Here is a 13,844-nt window from a genome sequence, read left to right on the forward strand (position 1 = left end):
ATTAGCTTTCTAATTCATTTTTAAGCTCTTCTAACCTGCAAAGCAAATTATAATATGTGCCGTCATTTATACAATCATCATACCATCCACCACCGGAATGGCGTTCTGCCCTATGGATTAATGTAAAAACAGTAATTATCTCAAGAAAATCCAATTTTTCTTTGGATAAGTCTTCAACGTATTTTTTCCCATATTTTTCTTTTATTTTTGTCATATTATTGATATAATCAACATCTAACATCTTATACATATATAACAGCATTGTAAAATCATGTGGATTAAATTGAGGATTATTTTCTTCAAGCATTGACTTATACTGTAAATAAAAATCCAAGATGTCCAACATCTCTTCTCTTGTAAAATCAGTTCTTCTGGTCTTTGGAAAATGCCAATTATCATCAACAGTTATTTTTCTCATAATTCATATTTTTGAACTTATTTAAATTAACATTTTTTGGAATTATTTCATTCTAACGATTATCATTGTGGTATCGTCAAATTGTTCTTGGCTGTTGCAGAACTCGTCAATGTCCTTTTTGACGCAATCGATGATGACGTTCAACTCATCGTCTTGATGTTCGTTGAGGATGTTTTTCAATCTTTCATCGCCATAGAATCCATTGTAATTGTCATTGGCTTCTGTAACTCCGTCAGTGTAGAGGAATATTGTATCATTTGAATTTAAGTGTATTTCATGGGTTTCGTAAGGCATGTCTTCCATTGCTGCAAGTACAAGGTCTGGGGAACTGTTTAAATATTCAAAGCTATCTCCATTTTTAACCAGTGGAGGATTGTGTCCTGCGTTGACATAGGACACCTCACCTGTTTTTGTGTTTATCCTTCCAAGCCAGCAGGTTACAAAGAGTGTCTCTGAATTTCCCTCGCATAACTCATTGTTGACCTCATAAAACACTTTGGAAAGGTCACTGTATTGTTTTGCATATTCCTGGATTAATGTCATTGCCTTAACCATTATCAATGCGGCTGTAACTCCTTTTCCGCTCACATCACCTATTACAAATCCGACATTATCATCATCTATCTGGAAGTAGTCATAGAAGTCTCCGCCAACTTCACGTGCGGCTTCCATGGACCCCCAAAGAGTAATGTTTTTGCCTTCGTAGAATTCTGCAAATTTAGTTGGTATCATTGAGTATTGGATGTCATGGGCCAGTTTCAGTTCTGTTTCATACCTTTCCTGGTCCTTGGTCAGTTTTATCAGATCCTCACCATAGTCCACAAGCTCCTTTTCCATGTTCACTAAAGATTGTGAGAGGGATTTTATCTCGTTGTTCACCTTTATTGATTTAAGGTTGTTTTTCAGCTCATCAACATCGTCCATTGTGTTTATTTCCTGTGAAATGTAATTGGATAAGCGATTTATTGGATTTACCACATATCTTTCTAAAAACAGCATATATATTATCATTGGAATTATGAATGCCATCAGGATATTTGAGAAACTGGATATATATAAATCCAATAGTTCCTCTCTGCTTGCTGTACTAATCAGCTGGTCAATGAAAATTGCCCTTCCAATAATGGTTAATACAATGAATGCAGTCATTATCAGGATTATGAAAAATATGGATATGCATGTCTTATAGAAGATGGTGAGCTTCAAGATATTGTCCATCTTCAAAACTTCATTGTCATAAGGCTTGATTAAAAAGACTAGTGTTAATATTAGGGATATTGAAACCAGTACTCCATTGTTCAAACCTGAGGACAATATCAGGAATACCTGTATAATGACTGCGGCCAAAAGGGATATGTCATAGATTTTAAGAGGCATCACTTGTGAAATCTGAATTTTTGGAGTGTAGATTGGAATCTTGAATTTACCGAACAGTCCAATGACAATCAGCATTGACACGAAACTCATGACCATTGTTGAGTCGAAAAGTCCAAAGTTTGAGGCGTCGATCATGAAGTAGCTGTTGTTTATAAGTATGTATGATTGGATAACGATAATCAAAAGGATTATTAATGTTTTGATGAAGCTGTATGTGTGGTTCATATTCGGAAGTTCATGACCTCTCCTGTTAAGAACTGAATACCATAGTTTCCAAGGCAATATTCCAAGAAGGATTATGAATGTTGTATTGAAAAGTATTAGCCAAACATCGGTTATGTTAAAGAAAATTATCCAATTTGTAATTTCCACTATAATAAATCCTACAACAGCGTATGGGCCGAGAAGCATGCTTAATATAGGCAATGTTGAGAACTCAAATGGCAATATGTCGCTTCCAAAAAGGAATCTTGACACTATCATAACTATTAATGTTACTGCCATTGATATTAGTGTAATGAATTTTCGTGAATTGAACAGTTTCATTTTATCCATTTAATTCACCCCCTCATACTTCACAACTAGCATTGTCATGTCATCGTATTGTTCCTGGCTTTCGCAGAACCTGTCGATGTCAGTGTTGATTTCATTGATGATGTCCATTGGTTTTGCATTTTTATGTTTGTTAATTGTCTCTTTAAGACGTTTTTCTCCATAAAAATTTTCATCAATGTCATTAGCATCGGTTATTCCATCAGTATAAAGGAATATTGTATCTCCCTTGTTTAAAGTGATTTCATGCTTTTCATAAGGCATGTCTTCCATTATTCCAACCACCAGATTCGGGTCATCGTTTAAATACTCAAAATTGCCGTTGTCTCTTTTTATAAGGGGAGGATTATGTCCTGCATTGACATATGTAAGTTTTCCGCTTGTAAAGTTTAGCTTTCCAAACCATATTGTCACGAACTGGTTTTCCTTGTTTCTCTCACACAATATGTCATTCACGCCCTCCATTGTTTTGGAGAGGTCTTTTGAGAATTTGGAATGGTTCTTGATAAGATGCATTGTCTTTACCATGAACAGTGTCGCAGGCATTCCCTTGCTGCTCACATCCCCGATAATGAAGTGGATTTCATCATCATCAATGCTGAAATAATCATAGAAGTCTCCTCCAACTTCCCTTGCAGGGTTCATGTATCCATATATTTCAAATGGTTTTCCTTTTGAAAACTCCTTAAAGTTTCTTGGAATCATGTTTGACTGGATGTCGTTTGCAACATTCAATTCGGTTTCTATCCTTTCCTTTTTAGCAGTAACCTCTGTAATCTTGTCAAAGTTCATTTTGATATTTTCGGATAATTGGATGAATGTTTTGACAAGCACTCCAACATCATCATCACTTTTTGAATATTTAATGAGTTTGGATCCAGTATTCTCATCACGATAGTTTCTCACGGAATCTATCAATCCATATAACGGATTGGTAATGTTCTTTTCCACGTAGTGAATGTGGATTAATGATAGCAATATGGTCAATGTTGTTGAAAATGCAATTGTAATCAGGTACCTGAACTCGGTTGCCAGCTCGTTAAAGTATTCGTGGCTGATAATACGGAAATATTCGAAGTTTATAATCAGGTTCACACCCAGAATGATTAGAAAAATCAGTATGACCTGTTCTATGATTGAATAGTTATGTGTCTTGACTTCTACATCATAATCAAAAGTGTTCAGGCAGAAGAGAACTGAAACGATTACTGTGCTTGCAAAAAAGATGTTTTCCAAATAGTCATTATCTATGATTGAGGATATTGTAAGAATCAGATATGCAATCAATATTGCCAATGGAATCAGGAAATACTTGTAAGGTATATTTATTCTTGAAATCCTTTTTTGAGGAATTTTCAGTGGAATTTTTAATGTGTTGAAGCTGCTTATGAAAAACAGTCCCAATATTATTGAGAATATGAAATTGTTCAGAATATATGAAATCCTTTCAAATGCTATTGTCAATGGATAAACAGGACTCATATTCTGATAGGCATAAAATGAAATGTTAATCAGAGCCCAGTAAACTATTGAGGTCAAAATGATTATCGCTAGAAATTTAAGGATATTATATATTGAGTTGAATCTTGGCGCGTTTATCCCGTAGCTTTTGAATGTGGTGTACCATAGCTTATATGCGAAAAATGAAATGAAAAACATTATTCCAAAATCAATAAAGCTGGCAATGGGATCCATTCCTGTAACCAGTTCACAAACAAGTGTTGAAAATGCCTGTCCAAGGGCACCGACCGGTCCAAAAATCAATCCGAAGGTAGGAGCAAGTCCAATGTCTGCAAGAATATACTCTCCGGTGATGCTTGTGAACTCGAAGAGATAATAGAATATTGCACTCACTGCGAATGTGAAAATAAACACAAATTTCTCATTTTTGAACAAATCTTTAAGCATGCTTTGAACCGTTTAGTTTAATATGATATATTATTTGTATGTGATAGTATTAAATTAGTAGTGTTTTGAAAATTGATTTATATAATTAAGCCATAAATTATTATATAATGAAAACTCTTGAAAAAACACTCAAATCCGTAACTGAAAATCCAAAATATATCTTCCGCCTAACCGTTCAGGGAGTTATGGTAGGTATATTTGCAGGTTTGATGGTTTGCCTGTACCGTTTTTTACTTGCAGGTTCTGAAAGTGTTTTAAGAGGATACCTCGATGTAATACATGGGAATGTATTCTACATTGTTTTGTTTTTTATGGCATTGGCTGTAATGGGGCTTCTCATTGACTTTCTGACAAAATGGGAAGTTGACTCAGCAGGAAGCGGAATACCACAGGTTTACGCTGAGGTGAAAGGCCATATGGAAGCCAACTGGGCGAAAGTGCTGTTCTCAAAGATCGTTTCAGGAGTTCTCACCGCACTTGGCGGATTGTCCCTTGGTCCGGAAGGCCCGTCCGTTCAGATTGGTGGTATGGCAGGTAAAGGAATAGCAAGACTTTTCAAGGGATCAAAGACCGATGAGCTGAGACTTATTCTGGTCGGTTCTGCCGTGGGTATTACAGCAGCATTCAATGCGCCATTGGCAGGTGTTATTTTTGTTTTTGAGGAAATAAACCATGGATTTGACAAGACATTGGTTTTCATTGCACTGGTATCAGCTATCGTATCCGATTTCATCTCAAAGATGATATTCGGCCAGTCAACAATACTTAACTTCCCGGTTTTAAACATTCCGCTTGAATCATATTGGGTTCTAATCGTTCTAGGTGTGATTATTGGATTTTTAGGATACATCTACAATATAGGAATGATCAAGTCAAGCGATTTCATGAACAATCTTAAAATCCCATCATGGCTTAAGTTCGTGTTGGTTTTCATGGTTTCAGGAGTTGTGGCATTGACAATACCTGAAATCAGTGACGGGGGTCACTTCATGATGGACATGCTGGATGTGGCCGTTCCATCATTGGGTGTTCTGGTAGTGCTGCTTTTAATGAAATACATTTTCTCAATGTTTTCATTCTCATCAGGAGCACCTGGAGGTATATTCCTGCCAATTCTCGTATTGGGTGCTTATATTGGTGCAGTATTCGGTTCAATTGCCGTTCCATCCCTCGGATTGCAGCATGACTTGATTTACAGGTTCATAATAATCTCAATGGCAGGATTTTTCGCAGCAACCGTCCGCTCCCCGATTACAGGAATTGTGCTTTTAGCGGAAATGTCCGGTTCAACCGAGTCACTGGTTGCAATGGTTATCGTGTCACTGATTGCATACGTCGTTCCAACACTTCTGGGCAACGAACCGATTTACGAGTCATTATACGACAGGTTACTGCTTAATAAAAACAGGGAATACGTTAAAAAACCTTCAAAACATGTATTGTCAGAGTATCTGGTGCCTTTGGATTGCAATTATATCAATTTCAAAATCAAGGACATTCCATTCCCGAAAAACGCCATTGTGGTTTCAATCATCAGAAACGGCAAGTACATCATTCCGACAGAGGACTTCAAAATACAGTATTCAGACCAGATTCAGATACTTACAGACAGCAACGATTATCCGTATGTGCGTGAGGAAATTCAAGAGTTATTTGGTGGTTAGATGAGCTTAATATTCAAAAGACATAGTGTTCGCAGATTCACAGACCAGAAAGTAGAGGATGAAAAGATAGAAAACCTGTTAAAGGCAGGAATGCAGGCTCCATCAGCATGTAATCAGCAGGCATGGGAGTTCATTGTGGTTTCAAAGCCAGAGGACAAGCTTGCAATCTCCAAAATGCATGAATATGCAAAGCCTGCCGAGAAGGCGTCCCATCTGATTGTGACACTGGGAAATCTTAACGGAGCAAACTGTCACCGTCTGATAGACCAGGATCTTGGAGCATGCAATGAAAACATTCTTCTTCAGGCAACTCATGAAGGCCTTGGTGCAGTATGGCTCGGATTCCATCCAATCGAAGACCGTACCTTAAGATTAAAGGAGTATTTAAACATTCCTGATAATTGCATTCCGTTTTCAGTGATTTGTGTAGGCTATCCTGCATATGAAAGTGAAGTCAAATTAAGGTATGACGAGTCAAAAGTCCATTATGACAGGTATTAGATTGATGATTTCAAAATGTTAGTGCATTTATGAAACATCAAAATTTTTTTTAATCTTTAAATATTTCCTTTTACATATCTTTAATTGTAAAAATTTTCATTTTTAAAAAGGGGTAGGTATGGCTAAAATTCACTTATATGATTTTGAACATTTGAACACAACAACTGAAAGCATTTACGAATTGGGGGATTTCAACCTCCTTATAGTGCTTAAGGACGGTAAGAACCTTACCAGTTGGGCAGATGTTGAAAATAAGGAGGATATAATATTCATAAGTGAAGATTTGTTCGGCCAGACCTCATTGGAAGCCAGATACCAGGGCATGAAAAACCTCAGGGCAATCGTAACATTCGGTGTAGGAAATGTTGAAAGCCTAAAAGGAATGTTTTCAGGCTGTGAATCACTTGAAGAAATATCATCTCTCTCCTCATGGGATGTAAGTGGTGTAACAGACATCAGCTACATGTTTGAGGACTGCAAAAGCCTTTCAAACATTTCAGCATTGAGGAAATGGAACGTTTCAAATGTGGTGAGCATTTCAAGAATGTTTTCAGGATGTGAGTCACTTGAGGAGATTTCAGCTCTTGAGTCATGGGATGTGAGCAGTGTAAATGACATGTATTATCTTTTTGCATACTGCACAAGCCTAAGGGACATTTCAGCTCTTGAGTCATGGGATGTGAGCAATGTCTTGGACATGGGGTGCCTGTTTGACTTCTGCGCTTCACTTGAAGACATTTCCCCATTGCAGAACTGGGATCTGTCAAATGTATTCAATATTACAGCATTATTCAGAGGATGCGTTAATTTAAAGGACATTTCACCATTATCTAAATGGGACCTGTCCAGAATGCACAGGAACAAGGCACTGCTTGCGGTGTTTTCATACTGTACCAATCTGAGAAACATTTCACCGTTGAAGAAATGGGACGTGTCCAACATCACTCGTATGAGTGGACTATTTGAAGGGTGCACTTCACTGAGGGACGCTTCACCATTGAAAAAATGGGATGTGAGCAATGTTACTTCACTTGATTTTCTCTTTAGGGAATGCAGTTCACTGTCTGATATAAGCAACTTCAAGTCATGGGATATTGATAGTCTTGAATCAGTCACAGGAATGCTTGACGGCTGCAGTGACCTGATTGATGTTTCCCCATTCAAGAAATGGGACGTTTCAAACATAAAGTCAATGAACAAGCTGTTCTACAATTGCATTTCACTCACTGATGTTTCAAGCCTGAATGATTGGGAAGTATCACATGGCACTTCAATCAAGGCAATTTTCGACAAGTGCGATTCATTGGAGGAGTATCCTGGATGGTTTAAGGTTGCAATGATGAAAAACAATGAGGCAGACACTGAAACCCGTCAAAAGATAATCAACGACCTGGATGCGGAATTCTTTAAAAATCATGACCTTAACGAATTCGATGAGGACACACAATTGTTCATGGTTGCCGCAACAGACAGCCAAAGCCTTTTGGCATACATTTCAGAGAGATCCAAGAACAGGTTCATACAGGAAAAGGCACTTGACAGAATCACCGATGAGGAAATCCTGACCAGAATAGTGTTGAATGACCATAACTGTGACTTATCAAGAGTCAACGGCAAGATTAAATCATATTTCTACAATAGGGAAAGGGCGTTAATTAAAATCACCAACAAGGCATTTCTGATGAGGATAGCCAAGGAACTTCCTCATATACTTGACAATTTCGCTCACCTTGCCAAATACATCGATACAGATGCTGAATGGGTTGATATAGTTCTCAATGCAAAATCCCAGCACATCAGAATATTTGCCCTGGCCAATGTCAAGTCCGCAAATTCATTTGAGACTGTCATTCAACAGAGCAGTGACGAACAGCTGGTCAAGGTTGCACGTTTAAACATGCCTAAAGAAAAGCCTATTGAAGATGAGCAAAAAGATAACTAGTTTTTTCAAATTCATTTAGGCAAATATAAATAATAATAAAAATAAATTCTTATTCAATAACTTAATGTTTAAGTTAAATTTTTTTAGAGGTTAAAACTATGGTAAGTGTAAACGTAGAAGCTAAAAAAACCGTAGATGTAATGATTGAAAAAGCAGATGAATTAAACATCGCTGTTGCAACTTTAGATAATGGTGCTACTGTTATCGACTGTGGTGTAAATGTCGATGGAAGTTTCAAGGCAGGAGAACTTTATACTAAAGTATGTCTTGGTGGACTTGCAGATGTTGGAATTTCCATTCCAGGAGATTTATCTGAAAAATTCGCACTTCCTTCAGTCAAAATCAAAACAGACTCACCTTCAATTTCAACCTTAGGTTCACAAAAAGCAGGTTGGTCCGTTTCTGTCGGAGATTTCTTCGCATTAGGTTCAGGACCTGCAAGAGCAATCGCTTTAAAACCAGCAGAAACCTATGAAGAAATCGGTTACGAAGACAAAGACGCTGACTTAGCAATCTTGACCTTGGAAGCTGACGTATTGCCTGGTGAAGATGTTGCACAATACATCGCTGATGAATGTAACGTTGACGTTAAGGATGTCTACTTGCTTGTAGCTCCTACTTCTTCTCTCGTTGGATCAATCCAAATCTCCGGTAGAGTAGTTGAAAACGGAACTTACAAAATGTTAGAATTTATCAAATTCGACGTAACCAAAGTAAAACATGCAGCAGGTATTGCACCTATCGCACCTGTTGACCCAGACGGACTCAAGGCTATGGGTAAAACCAACGATGCAGTGCTCTTCGGTGGAAGAACCTACTACTATGTTGAATCTGAAGAAGGCGATGACATTGCTGATGTTGCAGCTCAATTACCATCTTCCGCTGCTGACGGATATGGTAAACCATTCTTTGACGTATTTAAAGAAGCTGGATTTGACTTTTACCAAATCGACAAAGGAATGTTTGCTCCTGCAGAAGTAGTCATCAATGACTTAACCACTGGTAAAATTTATAAGGAAGGATTTGTAAACGCTGACTTGCTTAAAAAATCCTTCGGTGTAGATGAATAATTCTATTCATCTTTACTTTTTTCTTTTTTTTTTAATCATCTTTTACAATTTGTATAGTAAATTTTATATAATCTTATTTTTAAATTATTATTAACACTTAATCGGAGTGTTAATTAAATTAAAAGGTGAAAAACATGGAAATAACTGAAATTATTAAGGATTCATTCACTTTTCCGGTTAATAACTTGAAGGCACTTGGAATATATATTGCATTCACTTTAGCTGCAGGAATTGTTATTGGGCTTGCCGCTGTATGCACACAGTTTTCCGTTAACAACTCCGCTTTACTGATTGTGTCTTTCCTCCTATTGATTGTTTCCCTATTGATAGGATTCATACTAGCCGGATATGAGATTGATATTATAAAAACAGGTATAGACTTTGAGGAAATTGCTCCAAGCATTGACATTAAAAACGACCTGGTAAGAGGTATTAAGGCAATAATTGTTGCCATAGTCTATTATATCATTCCAGCAATAATCACAATCATTGTGGCTGCATTAACAAATCTGCCTCAAAACATGATTAACGTTGCTCAAAATCTTAACCAGACAATCGCAAACACCAACGGCACAGTCGTTGCAAGCTCTGCAATTGATATGGTTCCAAAGGAATTAATAGCTAACCTTGCCGGATCAATAACACTGACCGTGCTGGTTGGAATAGTCTTGTTCATCATATTCTCATTTTTCCACTACATGGCAAATGCAAGACTTGCAAACACCGACAGTTTAGGTGAGGCATTGAACATTCCTGAAGCTTTCAGGGACCTTTCAAGAATAGGCTTTGGAAAAGTAATAGCTACTGTACTTCTCCTTATAATAATTGTTGTAGTAATCACTGCAATTCTAGGATACATCTACCAGTACATCCCTGCATTAACAATATTAAACATTATCGTATCTCCATTCTTGATGTTTGCAATGAACAGGGCTAACGGTTTACTGTATAGTGATATAGTTTAAATGCAATATTTTTTTTCTTTTTTTTCTTTTTTTCATATCAAACTTAACTAATTTTAAAAACATATTTATGTAATGATAATAAATAGTAATATATTGGAGATGTTATTATGGCTGATTTAAAAGGCACAAAAACAGAAGAAAATTTAAAGGCAGCATTCGCTGGCGAGTCCCAAGCACATACTAAATACCAATATTTTGCAGCTAAAGCAAAAGAAGAAGGCTACGTTCAAATCCACGATATTTTCATGGAAACTTCCAAAAACGAAAGAGAACACGCTAAAATCTGGTTCAAATTATTACACGATGAAGACGTACCAGACACTATTGCTAACTTAAACGCTGCAGCAGATGGTGAAAACGAAGAATGGACTGAAATGTACAAAGAGTTCGCAGAAACCGCTAAAGAAGAAGGTTTCCCAATGATTGCATTCTTATTTGAAAAAGTGGGAGCAATCGAAAAAGAACACGAAGAAAGATACAGAACATTACTTGCAAACGTTGAAAACGATGCAGTGTTCAACAAAGCAGAAGAAATCGAATGGAAATGTGAAAACTGTGGATTTGTTTTCAAAGGTCCTAATGCACCTGAAAAATGTCCTGTATGTGGACTTCCAAAAGCACATTTCGAAGAAAGAGCAACCAACTTTAAATAAGCTCTTTTAACTTTTTTTTATTTTTACTTTTTTTAAAATCAATACTTAGTGATTATATGAACAAGATGGTAGTATTTTTCATCAGACACCCAAGGTTTCCCGACATCACCCTCAAGGGACTGGTAGACGGGGATTACCTGCTTGATGAGGAAGCTCAAGAGTATGCAGAAGGAATCATCCAATATTATCAGGGAGACAACATCAGATGGGAGTTTCCAGTCAATAAGTTCATGAGAAATTCCATCAAATGGAACGCTTACGAGGAGTTCAGGCAATTCATCCTGGACAATGAAAAGGATCTGGCCTGCACAATATTCGAGGGTGGCAAGGACAAGATCAACTGCAGATATGAGGACCTGTTCATTCAAAGGGAAGTATTGACTTGGTAGGAAAAATATATAAACATCAAATTAATTAATATACTTTTTAAAGGAGATGAAATTATGGCAGATTTAAAAGGAACCAAAACCGAAGAAAACTTAAAAGCAGCACTTGCTGGTGAATCCCAAGCACGTGTAAAATACGAATTTTACGCTTCTCAAGCTAAAAAAGATGGTTACGTTGAAATCAAAGAGATTTTCCAAGAATCATCCGACAATGAAAAAGAACATGCTAAAATCTGGTTCAAACTCTTGAACGGAGGCAAAGTGCCTGACACTTTAACCAACCTCGCAGATGCAGCAGCAGGCGAACACGAAGAATGGACTGAAATGTACAAAGAGTTCGCTGAAACCGCACGTGAAGAAGGCTTCGACGACATTGCAGACTTATTCGATGCAGCTGGTGCAACCGAAAAAGCACACGAAGACAGATACAATGCATTAACCGCAAAAATCAAAGCTGACAAAGTGTTCAAGAAAGATGAAGAAATCGCATGGAAATGTAACAACTGTGGATACATCCATTATGGAACAGACGCTCCTGAAGTCTGCCCATTATGTGACCACCCACAAGCACACTTCAGAAAACAAGACACTAGTTACATCTAGGTCTTTTTTTCCTTTTTTATTTTTTTTACCACAAAATCACCAATTATTTCAATATCTTAAGATATAGTACTCATATGGAAATTGAGGTAACTGTTCAAAATCAGAATGAATTCGATGAGTCAATTCAAAGATATATTGAAAGCGGTTATGAACTTGAAAGCAGAGTTGGAGACACAGCCATATTGAGAAAGAAGGGTTTTAAATTATGGATTTTCATAGTTTTGCTTTTGTTTTTCATAATTGGGGCAGTGTTATATTATTTCCTCTCGGATGACAATATAGTCGTCATAAGAAATCTCAAAAGCGAAGCTGAAGAGGTTTCTGCAAGAATGATAGATGATAATGCAATTAATGTATAAAATATATTCGTGATAAAATGATTGAAAACAATATTTGTCTTTTAACAGATAGTTACAAGGTAACTCACCACTACTTCTACCCAAAAGGCACAGAAAAGATTTACTCCTACCTTGAAAGCAGAGTGGGCGCCGAGTTCAACAAGACAATTTTTTACGGACTTCAATACATCCTAAAGAAGTATCTGGAAGGGCAGGTCGTAACTCAACAAAAGATAGATGAGGCTGACAATCTCATATCAGCACATATAGGTCCGGATATTTTCAACAGGGATGGCTGGCAATACATATTGGATGAGCATGACGGCAGATTGCCTATTGAAATCAAGGCGGTTCCGGAAGGAACTCCTGTGGATGTAAGCAATGTTCTCATGACTGTTGAAAACACAGATAAGAAATCCTACTGGCTTGTAAACTACCTGGAATCATTGTTGCTTCAGGTATGGTATCCGTCAACAGTTGCAACATTATCAGCGGAAGTCAGAAAACTGTGCAACTTCTACTGGATGTTACAGGTTCTGAAAAGGACAATCTGGATTTCATGCTTCATGATTTCGGTTATCGTGGAGCAACATCAACAGAATCATCAATGCTATGCGGATCAGCACACCTTTTAAGCTTTTCCGGAACAGACACAATCCCTGCATTGACAATTCCTGAAAACTACTACAATGACTCTGACCTTTACGGTTTTTCAGTTCAGGCAACAGAGCACAGCGTGATGACTTCACTCGGTCCTGAAGGTGAATTCGACCAGGTCTTAAATGTAATCGACAAGGCAAGAGAGGGAATATTGTCAATTGTTATCGATTCATATAACTACCGTAATTTCCTCACAGAAGCCGGAAAATCAGGTACTGATTTGAATGAGGCAATATTGAACTTCCTTGACGGTGAGAATAACAAGGTTGTGTTCCGTCCGGACAGTGGAGAGCCTGTATCAACCACTATCGATTGTCTTAACTTGCTGTCAGAAGGCTTTGGTAGTCACCTGACTGATAAGGGATATAAAGTGTTTGACCTCAACATCGGACTTCTTTGGGGTGACGGTTTAAACTATCAAAAGATTCGTGACATACTCTTTGCAATGAAATCAAGCGGTTGGGCTGCCCAGAACATCATATTCGGTATGGGTGGAGGATTGCACTCCAATGTCACCCGTGACACTCAAAGGAATGCCTTCAAGTGCTCTGCACAATTGCGTGACGGAGAATGGCATGACATATTCAAAAACCCATTGGATTCAAGTAAAAAGTCCAAGACAGGAAGATTCAAATTGGTTAACGACAATAACTCCTTCAAAACAATTCCAATTGATGGCGAAGGTGAGGATTGTCTTCAAACAGTATTTAAGAATGGTGAATTGCTCATTGATGATATGTTTGCCGACATCAAGTCAAGGGCATTGAACTATTCCAATAACAGGATTTAAAATCCTTATTTTTTCTT

12 protein-coding genes and 1 pseudogene are annotated in these 13,844 nt (G+C 37.4%); 10 read left to right on the plus strand and 3 right to left on the minus strand.

Annotated features, from left to right (window positions below; translation table 11 throughout):
• Nucleotide 1 precedes the first annotated feature (1 nt).
• From E7Z78_RS05740 to E7Z78_RS05750, 3 genes are read right to left on the minus strand one after another with little or no spacing between them, the layout of a single operon-like run.
• A complete protein-coding gene (locus E7Z78_RS05740) occupies nt 2-418 on the minus strand; it encodes a hypothetical protein (RefSeq protein WP_303724206.1) in 417 nt (138 codons plus the stop codon).
• Nucleotides 419-460: 42 nt separating this feature from the next.
• The gene (locus E7Z78_RS05745) at nt 461-2,350 is read right to left on the minus strand and encodes a PP2C family protein-serine/threonine phosphatase (RefSeq protein ID WP_303724207.1); all 1,890 of its coding nucleotides are present in this window, start codon (nt 2,348-2,350) and stop codon (nt 461-463) included.
• A complete protein-coding gene (locus E7Z78_RS05750) occupies nt 2,351-4,255 on the minus strand; it encodes a SpoIIE family protein phosphatase (protein ID WP_303724208.1) in 1,905 nt (634 codons plus the stop codon). It lies immediately after the preceding gene.
• A gap of 107 nt (nt 4,256-4,362) precedes the next feature.
• On the opposite strand from E7Z78_RS05750, the gene E7Z78_RS05755 reads away from it, so the two are divergent.
• The 10 genes and pseudogenes from E7Z78_RS05755 (at nt 4,363) to E7Z78_RS09740 (ending at nt 13,827) form a co-directional block, all read left to right on the plus strand.
• Nucleotides 4,363-5,919, plus strand: a complete 1,557-nt coding sequence (locus E7Z78_RS05755) for a ClC family H(+)/Cl(-) exchange transporter (protein WP_303724209.1) — start codon at nt 4,363-4,365, stop codon at nt 5,917-5,919.
• Nucleotides 5,920-6,420: a nitroreductase family protein gene (locus E7Z78_RS05760; RefSeq protein ID WP_303724210.1), complete on the plus strand. Its 501-nt coding sequence runs from the start codon at nt 5,920-5,922 to the stop codon at nt 6,418-6,420. It begins immediately after the preceding gene.
• Between the two features lie 118 nt (nt 6,421-6,538).
• Complete coding sequence (locus E7Z78_RS05765) at nt 6,539-8,362, plus strand: BspA family leucine-rich repeat surface protein (protein ID WP_303724211.1); 1,824 nt, start codon at nt 6,539-6,541, stop codon at nt 8,360-8,362.
• A 98-nt stretch (nt 8,363-8,460) separates the two neighbouring features.
• Complete coding sequence (mch, locus tag E7Z78_RS05770) at nt 8,461-9,432, plus strand: methenyltetrahydromethanopterin cyclohydrolase (RefSeq protein ID WP_303724212.1); 972 nt, start codon at nt 8,461-8,463, stop codon at nt 9,430-9,432.
• A gap of 134 nt (nt 9,433-9,566) precedes the next feature.
• Nucleotides 9,567-10,397, plus strand: a complete 831-nt coding sequence (locus E7Z78_RS05775) for a DUF4013 domain-containing protein (RefSeq protein WP_303724213.1) — start codon at nt 9,567-9,569, stop codon at nt 10,395-10,397.
• A gap of 107 nt (nt 10,398-10,504) precedes the next feature.
• Nucleotides 10,505-11,050 carry a rubrerythrin gene (gene rbr / locus E7Z78_RS05780; RefSeq protein WP_303724214.1) on the plus strand — a complete coding sequence of 182 codons (546 nt, stop codon included), beginning with the start codon at nt 10,505-10,507 and terminating at the stop codon, nt 11,048-11,050.
• A gap of 56 nt (nt 11,051-11,106) precedes the next feature.
• Nucleotides 11,107-11,439, plus strand: coding sequence for a hypothetical protein (locus tag E7Z78_RS05785; RefSeq protein ID WP_303724215.1), 333 nt, complete (start codon nt 11,107-11,109; stop codon nt 11,437-11,439).
• A gap of 54 nt (nt 11,440-11,493) precedes the next feature.
• Nucleotides 11,494-12,039, plus strand: a complete 546-nt coding sequence (rbr, locus tag E7Z78_RS05790; RefSeq protein ID WP_303724216.1) for a rubrerythrin — start codon at nt 11,494-11,496, stop codon at nt 12,037-12,039.
• A gap of 74 nt (nt 12,040-12,113) precedes the next feature.
• The gene (locus tag E7Z78_RS05795) at nt 12,114-12,398 is read left to right on the plus strand and encodes a hypothetical protein (RefSeq protein ID WP_303724217.1); all 285 of its coding nucleotides are present in this window, start codon (nt 12,114-12,116) and stop codon (nt 12,396-12,398) included.
• A gap of 17 nt (nt 12,399-12,415) precedes the next feature.
• A pseudogene (locus tag E7Z78_RS09740) lies at nt 12,416-13,827 on the plus strand (nicotinate phosphoribosyltransferase).
• Nucleotides 13,828-13,844 lie beyond the last annotated feature (17 nt).

The organism is Methanobrevibacter thaueri (assembly GCF_015062915.1).
Taxonomy (GTDB): domain Archaea; phylum Methanobacteriota; class Methanobacteria; order Methanobacteriales; family Methanobacteriaceae; genus Methanocatella; species Methanocatella thaueri_B.

Bases quoted from the DNA above. Each gene is read 5' to 3' on its own strand.
- E7Z78_RS05740 (WP_303724206.1), bottom strand. From the start codon at position 418: ATGAGAAAAATAACTGTTGATGATAATTGGCATTTTCCAAAGACCAGA.
- E7Z78_RS05745 (WP_303724207.1), bottom strand. From the start codon at position 2,350: ATGGATAAAATGAAACTGTTCAATTCACGAAAATTCATTACACTAATA.
- E7Z78_RS05750 (WP_303724208.1), bottom strand. From the start codon at position 4,255: ATGCTTAAAGATTTGTTCAAAAATGAGAAATTTGTGTTTATTTTCACA.
- E7Z78_RS05755 (WP_303724209.1), top strand. From the start codon at position 4,363: ATGAAAACTCTTGAAAAAACACTCAAATCCGTAACTGAAAATCCAAAA.
- E7Z78_RS05760 (WP_303724210.1), top strand. From the start codon at position 5,920: ATGAGCTTAATATTCAAAAGACATAGTGTTCGCAGATTCACAGACCAG.
- E7Z78_RS05765 (WP_303724211.1), top strand. From the start codon at position 6,539: ATGGCTAAAATTCACTTATATGATTTTGAACATTTGAACACAACAACT.
- mch (WP_303724212.1), top strand. From the start codon at position 8,461: ATGGTAAGTGTAAACGTAGAAGCTAAAAAAACCGTAGATGTAATGATT.
- E7Z78_RS05775 (WP_303724213.1), top strand. From the start codon at position 9,567: ATGGAAATAACTGAAATTATTAAGGATTCATTCACTTTTCCGGTTAAT.
- rbr (WP_303724214.1), top strand. From the start codon at position 10,505: ATGGCTGATTTAAAAGGCACAAAAACAGAAGAAAATTTAAAGGCAGCA.
- E7Z78_RS05785 (WP_303724215.1), top strand. From the start codon at position 11,107: ATGAACAAGATGGTAGTATTTTTCATCAGACACCCAAGGTTTCCCGAC.
- rbr (WP_303724216.1), top strand. From the start codon at position 11,494: ATGGCAGATTTAAAAGGAACCAAAACCGAAGAAAACTTAAAAGCAGCA.
- E7Z78_RS05795 (WP_303724217.1), top strand. From the start codon at position 12,114: ATGGAAATTGAGGTAACTGTTCAAAATCAGAATGAATTCGATGAGTCA.